General features: G+C 59.8%; 7 protein-coding genes. All 7 read left to right on the top strand.

The annotated features are described in order from the left end of the window. The first annotated feature begins 455 nt into the window (after window positions 1–455). From AC2FMY_RS20875 to AC2FMY_RS20845, 7 genes are read left to right on the top strand one after another with little or no spacing between them, the layout of a single operon-like run. Window positions 456–1,817: an FAD-dependent oxidoreductase gene (locus AC2FMY_RS20875; RefSeq protein WP_480747857.1), complete on the top strand. Its 1,362-nt coding sequence runs from the start codon at window positions 456–458 to the stop codon at window positions 1,815–1,817. A 50-nt stretch (window positions 1,818–1,867) separates the two neighbouring features. Further along, a complete protein-coding gene (gene dctP / locus AC2FMY_RS20870) occupies window positions 1,868–2,884 on the top strand; it encodes a TRAP transporter substrate-binding protein DctP (protein ID WP_480747856.1) in 1,017 nt (338 codons plus the stop codon). A gap of 54 nt (window positions 2,885–2,938) precedes the next feature. Next, window positions 2,939–3,442 carry a TRAP transporter small permease subunit gene (locus AC2FMY_RS20865; RefSeq protein WP_480747855.1) on the top strand — a complete coding sequence of 168 codons (504 nt, stop codon included), beginning with the start codon at window positions 2,939–2,941 and terminating at the stop codon, window positions 3,440–3,442. 4 nt (window positions 3,443–3,446) lie between these two features. Beyond that, window positions 3,447–4,760 (top strand): TRAP transporter large permease, encoded by a 1,314-nt coding sequence (locus tag AC2FMY_RS20860; RefSeq protein WP_480747854.1) that lies wholly within the window; start codon window positions 3,447–3,449, stop codon window positions 4,758–4,760. 7 nt (window positions 4,761–4,767) lie between these two features. Then, window positions 4,768–6,333 carry a CoA-transferase gene (locus AC2FMY_RS20855; protein ID WP_496748281.1) on the top strand — a complete coding sequence of 522 codons (1,566 nt, stop codon included), beginning with the start codon at window positions 4,768–4,770 and terminating at the stop codon, window positions 6,331–6,333. A 12-nt stretch (window positions 6,334–6,345) separates the two neighbouring features. After that, on the top strand, window positions 6,346–7,086 hold the full coding sequence (locus AC2FMY_RS20850; RefSeq protein WP_480747852.1) for an enoyl-CoA hydratase/isomerase family protein: 741 nt from the start codon (window positions 6,346–6,348) through the stop codon (window positions 7,084–7,086). Beyond that, the gene (locus tag AC2FMY_RS20845; protein WP_480747851.1) at window positions 7,086–7,832 is read left to right on the top strand and encodes an enoyl-CoA hydratase/isomerase family protein; all 747 of its coding nucleotides are present in this window, start codon (window positions 7,086–7,088) and stop codon (window positions 7,830–7,832) included. The genes AC2FMY_RS20850 and AC2FMY_RS20845 overlap by 1 nt, the downstream gene beginning before the upstream one ends. Window positions 7,833–7,853: the final 21 nt, after the last annotated feature.

Below are 7,853 nucleotides of genomic sequence, written 5' to 3'. Positions count from 1 at the left end.
AGCTAATTGACTGCAGTGTCTGGTTTGCTTTGCATTGCGGTATTTCGCTTCAAGAGAAATGGCACAAGGAAGGTCCTCTCCTTTGTCGCCGACACACCGTCGCAACGTCCCCGCAGCGGCCATTCGATATCTCGTTGCGCAATCTCAATCTGTCTGAAGTTTCACAGTGTGTTCTATCGCAAAGGATAGTTCCGAACGCCAAGGACATCCGTCCTGGAACCGAGGGAATCAACTGGCCACTTTCCGGCGTTGGCATCTGAAAGCAGAAACCGTGAGCCTGGAAATGTGCTGAAGGGTCGTTCCTTACAGAAGTTCCTTGTTCGATTATTCTTCATGTTTTCAAACTCATAGAGACTGCCTTGCGCTGGTAATTAGGAGCGCTGCCAGATTCATTGACCGAACTATATCTAATGATATATCAGATGAGGTATCAATAATTCGAACAGGGCGACGCCATGCTTTCCGACGATTACGCGATTCAAGGAGTGCTTAACGAAGCAGCGATCCCAAGCCTGGGCCAGTTTGACGTGATCGTTGCCGGTGGTGGCGCTGCGGGTGTCTCGGCAGCAACGAACATCGCCCGAAAAGGGCATCAGGTTCTCATGATCGAGCGCTACGGTTTCTGCGGCGGTGGAGCGGTTGCCGGTATGTCGGGCACGATTTGCGGTCTCTACATGTCCAGCGATCGGAACGCCAATCGTGCCGAGCAAGTCGTGTTCGGTTTTGCCGACGAGTTCCGCAAGCGGTTGATCGCGCGTGGCGGTCTTACGGAACCGCAGCGCTATGGCAAAACCTGGACGGTCACGCATGACCCGCACATGTGGCGCGAAAACGCGGACGACTTTTTGTCCGATGCAGGCGTGAACATTCTCTACCATTCCCGCGTCGTGGGCGTGCTGCGAGATGGGGCTGCCGTGCGTGGCGTGATAGTTGACACGAAATCCGGCCTGGCCAGGATTGAAGCCAAGCTGGTTGTTGATGCCAGTGGCGACGCCGATGTCGTGCACCGCGCCGGCTGGGCGACCACCAAGGGGCAGGACGGCACCATCCAGAACCCGACGATGATCTTCCGGTTGGGCAATGTCGATGTGGGCGCTTACCTGGAGTACTGGGGCGATAACACGATCAGCCCGGCACACGTCGTCGAGGCGTTGATCGAGGCCGAGAACAGCGGCAATTACCATCTTCCGCGCAAGAAGATCTGGATCTTTCCGACCTCGCGCCCGAACGAGCTCATGGTCAACGCCACCCGCATCCTGGGCCGTGACGGGCGCGATCTGGATGTGACCAACCCGGTTGATCACACAGAAGCAGAAATCGTCGCCCGCCATCAGGTTCGGGAATATGCGCGGTTCCTAAAGGACAAGGTGCCGGGCTGTGCTGACAGCTATGTCGTCGATACCGGGGTCGAGGTCGGTATTCGCCAGACCCGCTCGATTGTCGGGGTCAAACGTCTGACCAACCAGGACGTGGTGGGGCGCCACAAACATGCCGATGGTGTCGTGCGCTGCCCCTGGCCGATCGAGTTGCATTCCGGCCAGAAGCCCAAGGTCGAATGGCTGCTGGACGACTATTACGAAATTCCTTTCGGCACGCTCATTCCCGAGATTGGCGAGAACATCATAGTCGCCGGGCGCTGTCTTTCCGCTGAACACGAGGCCTTGGCCTCTGCCAGGGTCACTGCACAATGCTTTGGTTATGGCCACGCGGCGGCTGTGGCAGCGGACATCGCGCTGCGTGACGGCGTCGCCCTGCGCAACATCCGAGGCGAAGACGTTCGCGACATCCTGAACCGCGAAGGGGCCGCACTGGACTGATTTTACGGACTTTCCAAAAGCAATCAATGTCCAACCCTAGGAGGAAACCCATGAATTTTGCAAAATCCCTGATGGCTGGTGCTGCAGCGCTGGCTCTGTCGGCGACAGCGTCGCTGTCGGACAGCTACGACTGGAAACTCCAGTCATTCTGGGGCGGCGGATCTGCGCCTCAACTCGTCATTGAACAATTCGCGGCTAACATGACTGCGGCCTCGGGCGGGGACATCAACATCACTGTCCTTCCCAACAAGGCCATTGTCGCCCACAACCAGACGCTGCAGGCCGTAGGCTCGGGCATTCTCGATATGCAAAAGAGCACGCCATGCTACTATGCCGGTGTCGACGCGGCCTTCGGCCTGCTGTGCGAAATGAACGCGGGCTATTCCAACGTCTATCAGTTTCTCACCTGGTACTATCAGGGCGGTGGCCTTGAACTGGCCCGCAATATCTATGCCGAGCATGGGCTATACTTTATCGGGCCGGTGCCGTGGGGCGTGGAATCCATCCCCATGAAGGAACCGATCCGTACGGTTGCCGAATTTGAAGGCGTGAAGATACGAATGCCTGAGGGGCCGTCTTCCGATCTTTTCCGGGCAATCGGAGCGGCGCCCGTTTCGGTGCACGGTTCCGAGGTTTACACCTCGCTCGAAAAGGGTGTGATCTCGGCCACGGACTGGTCGACGATTTCGATCAACGACGGCGCGGGCCTGCATAATGTCGCACCCTACGCGATCTATCCGGGCATCCACTCGATCCCGATGGGCGACGTATCGATGAATCTCGAAACCTGGAACAGCCTGGATGCCAAAACCCAGACCCTTCTAGAACTTGGTGTGCGGACGTTGGCGCTTGATATGCTTCAGACTTTCGAAAAGGCAGACGCCGAGGTGCTGGCGGCGGCCGAAGAAAAGGGCATCACCCTGATCGACTGGGCGCCGGAAGAACGCGCCAAGTTCCGCGCGGCTGCACAGGAAATCTGGGCAGCAACGGCGGCAAAAAGCCCCCACGCCCAGGAAGTCTACGAAAGCCAGATCGCCTGGCTGAAATCCATCGGTCAGATCGACTGATCTCTTCCAACTGCCGGGCCGTGATCGGCCCGGCTTTTTTCTTCGAGGACCACCATGGAACTGCCAGAGCCCGATGCGCGCAGCCCGTCTCTCCCCTGGGTGCTGAAACCGGTCGAGATTGCCAGCTATGGCTTTGCCATCTGCGTCGCCATCATCGGCTTTGAGGTGGTGATGCGTTACGGCTTTAATGCACCGCGGATTTGGGTGCAGGACATGGTCGTCATGCTGGTTGGGGGCTGTTTCGCGATTGGCGGCATCGTTGTGCTTTACGAAGGCAGCCATATCAGGATTACCGCGATCTACGACAACGTGCCTGAGCGGGTGCAGCGGTGGCTGGACTTGCTGGCGGCCATCGTTGCCGCAGCGTATCTGGCATTGGTGGGCTATGGCGCATGGGTCAATGCACGCCTGTCGATCAAACTCAATGAAACAACCGGAACCAGTTGGGACTCGCCCTTGCCGATGATCCTGAAATCCGTGTTGCTGGTCAGCGCGGGCATCATGTGCGTGATCGCCGTGACGCAAATCTTCCGTTCGATGAAACGCCTGGTGGCATAGGATCATGGGTATCGGACTGATCACGCTGATCCTTGTCATCGGCATCCTGTTTTTATTGTTCGCGGGCGTGCCGCTGGCCTTTTCCACGGGGATCATGGCCGCAGCCCTGATCCTGATGGAGTTCGGCCCGACGGGTCTCAGCCTCATCGCCACCCGCATCTACGATCTGATGGCGGATTTTTCCTTCGTGGCGGTGCCGCTCTTCGTGATGATGGGGCTGGTTCTGGAGAAATCAGGGGTCACCAACGATCTGTTTCGTGCCATGTCGATGCTGGGCGGCAAGATACGCGGCGGACTGGCGGTTCAGACACTGGCGGTTTCGGTTCTGCTGGCCGCAATGTCCGGCATCATCGGCGGCGAGATCGTCCTCTTGGGCCTGATCGCCCTGCCGGAAATGCTGAAACGCGGATACGACAAGAAATTGGCCGTGGGCGTTGTTTGTGCCGGGGGGTCCCTCGGTACGATGATCCCGCCGTCGATCGTGCTGATCGTTTATGGGCTGACCACGGATACTGGTGTGGGTGAGCTGTTCCTTGCCGTGCTACTGCCCGGCTTGATGCTGGCCGGCCTATATGTGGTCTATGTCATGGTGACGGCGACGATCTGGCCGGACAAGGCGCCGCCGCTTCCGCCTGAAGAACGCGACATGCCACGCGCCGAGAAGATGGCGGTTATGCGTGGTGCCATCTTGCCTGTCGCCGTGGCCGCCTGGGTGCTGACCTGTATCTATACCGGCATCACGTCCTTTATCGAAGCCGCCGCCATGGGTGTCATCGGCGCGCTGATCTCGGCCGCGGTCAAGGGCACCTTCTCGCTCGGTCTCATCCGGGACGTCTGCAATCAGACCCTGCGCATCTGTGGCATGATCATGTGGATCGTGTTCGGCGCAACCGCCCTCATCGGCGTCTACAATTTCTTCGGCGGTGCGGCCTATGTCACCTCGGCCATCAACGGGCTCGACTGGTCGCCGCTGGCGATCCTGATCGTGATGATGCTGATCCTCTTTGTGCTTGGCATGTTCATGGACTGGATCGGCATCCTGCTTCTGACCATGCCTATCTTCGTGCCGATCATCATCGGCTTCGGCTATGACCCGATCTGGTTCGGCGTTCTGTTCACCATGAACATGCAGATGTCCTATCTGACGCCGCCCTTCGGCCCGGCCGCATTCTACCTGAAAGGTGTCGCACCCGACGACATCACGATGGGCGACATCTACAGCTCATTCTGGCCGTTCATCTTCCTGCAGGCGCTGGCCATCGGACTGCTGATCGCCTTTCCGCAAATCGCCCTCTGGCTGCCATCCGTGTTGATGTGAGGATCCCATGAGTAAGATCACCGAATTCGAAACCGCCGTTGCCGACATTCCGTCCGGTGCCACGCTGGCCATCGTTGGCGTCATCGGCTGGATCGTCCCGGAAAAGCTGCTGCGCAGCTTGGGGCAGCGTTACCTTGATACCGGTGCGCCGGGCGATCTGACGCTTTATGTCCCCTGCTTCGGGGGCGACAACGGCGCGATCAAGGGCATTGATAACCTGATGCACGACGGCATGACCAAGCGGTTGATCACCGGGTCGTTCATCAACCCGCCCGATCCGAAGACCGGCGAACGCCCCCGGTCGATGGGGCAGGTCCGGGCCAACAAGATCGAGGCCTACACCTTTCATATCGGCGTCATGATGCATTGGCTGCGCGAGATTGCGCGGCGCAGCCCCGGATATCTGACCGAGGTCGGCATCGGCACCTTTGTCGACCCCGATCTGGATGGCGGCAAGGTCACACCGCGTACCACCGAAGACATTGTCGAAAAGGTCGATTTCCGCGGCAAGCCGCACCTTTTCTTTCCGAGCCAGCATCTCGATTACGGCATCATCCGGGCAACGTCGGCCGACAAACACGGCAACCTGTGTTTTGAGGACGATCCCCTGGTGTCGTCCAACCTGGCGATCGCGCTGGCGGTCAAGGCCTGCGGCGGCAAGGTGATTGCCCAGGTCAAGCGCACCTATGAACCCGGCGAGCGCCATGCGCATATGGTCAAGGTGCCCGGGGTCCTGGTCGATCAAGTGGTGGTCGATCCTGACCAGCAACTGGTCACCGGCATTCAGGACGACGCCCGGTTCCTGGGCCAGACGCGGATGGACCCGCGCGAGCTGCAACCGCTGAAACCCGGTGCGCCGACGGTGATTGCCCGCCGTTCTGCCAGCATGATCAATAAAAATGAACTGACGATCTACGGGTTCGGCGCCTCGTCCTCGATCCCGACGATCTTTGCCACCGAAGGCCGGTTCGATGGCGATGGCATCTATGACTACCCCTCCACCACCGAGCACGGCTCATACGGAGGCATCGTCACCTCGGGCTGGCAGTTCTCGGCCAATTACAACCCCGATGCCCTGCTTGATGGCGTAACCCAGTTTGATGCGATCCATGCGGGCCTGTGCAAAACCTGCGCGCTGGCCTTTGCCCAGTTTGATGCTGAGGGCAATATCAACGTCTCGAAATTCGGGAGCGCCAATCCCGGATCGGGCGGGTTCATCGACATCGCACACAACGCCACCAACCTGATCTTCAACGGCACCTTCACCACCGGCGGGCTGAAGGTCGACGCCACAGGGGGCAAGCTGACGATCCTGCAGGAAGGCAAGGTTTCGAAATTCGTCTCAAGTGTCGAACAGATCACCTACCCGCTGCTGACCGGTGTGCGTGAGCGTGGTCAGACCGCCCATTTTGTCACCGAACGTGCCGTCTTTGCGGTGACGCCGGACGGTCTGGAACTTCTCGAAGTTGCCCCGGGGATCGACCCGAAAGCCCAGGTGCTCGACTTGATGGGCTTTGCGCCGGTGCGCGTGCCCGATCAAATCCCCCCGATGGATCCGAAACTCTTCACGTAAAGGAAAACCTTCATGCTCGAAATCACCCGTGATGGCGCTGTCGCCACGTTGTCCATCGACCGCCCCGAGGTCCGCAACGCCATGAGCCTCGGGCTTGCCCACAGGATCGCCGAGGTCACGGCGGAACTGGACCGCGACCCGGAGATCAAGGCGATTATCCTGCGCGGCAAGGAACATGGCTTCTGTGCCGGCAGCGACCTGAAGGAACTCGCCACGTTCAACCTCGACCAGATCTCCGCGGCAGAACGTGAAAAAGCTGCCGTGGCCCGCTCGTTCTGTTTCATGGATACGCCGGTGATCGCGGCGGTGGACGGGTTCACCATGGGCGGCGGCATGGTGTTCACGGTGTCCTGCGACGTGGTTTTCACTGCGAAGAACGCCCGCTGGCATTTGCCCGAGGTGGCGTTGGGCTGGAACCCCGGCTGGGGTGTCCAGGCATTCCTCGCCCGTTGCGGGCCTTATGTGACCCGCCATGTCTGCTGGGGCGTCGATCCGTTCGATGGCGAAGAAGCCGTTCGTCTGGGATTGGCGGATTTCCTTGCCGAGGGCCGCGCGGCCGAGGCAGCGCACGAATACGCGACCAAGCTCACGGCACTGCCGGAACACGCCGTTACGGCGACCAAGCGGCTTTGTGCACCGGCGGCGGGTGAAAACAGCCAGGTGCTCGATCTGATGGCCAACCAGATGTTTCATGAAAGCTGCAAGCACGAGGTCGCCAGGGCCTCATATGCCCGGTTTGGAGTGAAAATCTGATGACGGAAGGCCTGCGCGAGATCGATCACGGGGCGGTTCTGACCCTGGCGCTGGACCGGCCCGAGCGGCGCAATTCAATGGATCTTGCAGTGACACGGGCGCTGGCCGGGGCGCTAGAGCGCGCCGCCCGCGATGAAGGTGTCAATGCAATTGTTTTGCAGGGATATTCGCATGGCTTCGGAGCAGGCAGCGATCTCAAGGCTCTCTCCGGTCAGAGCGTCGGAGAAATGATCGCAGACGAACGCGAAATGGCGGCGCTGGCCCGCAGCTTCAATCGTCACCCGAAACCGATCATTGCCGCTGTCGACGGGTACGCCATCGGCGGTGGCGCGGTCTATGCTGCATCCTGTGACGTGGTTTTTTCCAGCGCGGATGCAAAATGGGCCCTTCCAGAGGTTCCCATCGGCTGGAACGCCGCCTATGGCATTGCCGCGATGCAGGCGCGACTGGGGGCCTATACGGCGCGGCATATCCTTTGGGGGGCAGAAGGGTTTTCCGGTGAAACCGCATATCGGATCGGGTTAGCGGACTTCCTGGCCGAAGGCAGCGCGGCCAAGGCCGCACTCGACTATGCCACCCGGCTGGCTGCGCTACCGGCCCACGCGGTTGCGGCAACCAAACAGCTGTGCGCGGGGCCGATTGACCGGGATGCGGTTGAGATGGACGACCGCGCGATGGCGTCATTCGAGCGTTGTCTCGCAACCGGAGCCGCACAAGCCACGCTTCGGAAGTTCGGCATGGTCTGAGGGTATTGTGGAAAGAATGGA

It is taken from the genome of Ruegeria sp. YKSE079, assembly GCF_059612845.1.
This window is presented reverse-complemented; position numbering and strand designations above follow the sequence as displayed.

Coding starts and splice junctions, on each gene's coding strand:
- AC2FMY_RS20865 (WP_480747855.1), top strand. CDS start 2,939: ATGGAACTGCCAGAGCCCGATGCGCGCAGCCCGTCTCTCCCCTGGGTG.
- AC2FMY_RS20875 (WP_480747857.1), top strand. CDS start 456: ATGCTTTCCGACGATTACGCGATTCAAGGAGTGCTTAACGAAGCAGCG.
- dctP (WP_480747856.1), top strand. CDS start 1,868: ATGAATTTTGCAAAATCCCTGATGGCTGGTGCTGCAGCGCTGGCTCTG.
- AC2FMY_RS20845 (WP_480747851.1), top strand. CDS start 7,086: ATGACGGAAGGCCTGCGCGAGATCGATCACGGGGCGGTTCTGACCCTG.
- AC2FMY_RS20855 (WP_496748281.1), top strand. CDS start 4,768: ATGAGTAAGATCACCGAATTCGAAACCGCCGTTGCCGACATTCCGTCC.
- AC2FMY_RS20850 (WP_480747852.1), top strand. CDS start 6,346: ATGCTCGAAATCACCCGTGATGGCGCTGTCGCCACGTTGTCCATCGAC.
- AC2FMY_RS20860 (WP_480747854.1), top strand. CDS start 3,447: ATGGGTATCGGACTGATCACGCTGATCCTTGTCATCGGCATCCTGTTT.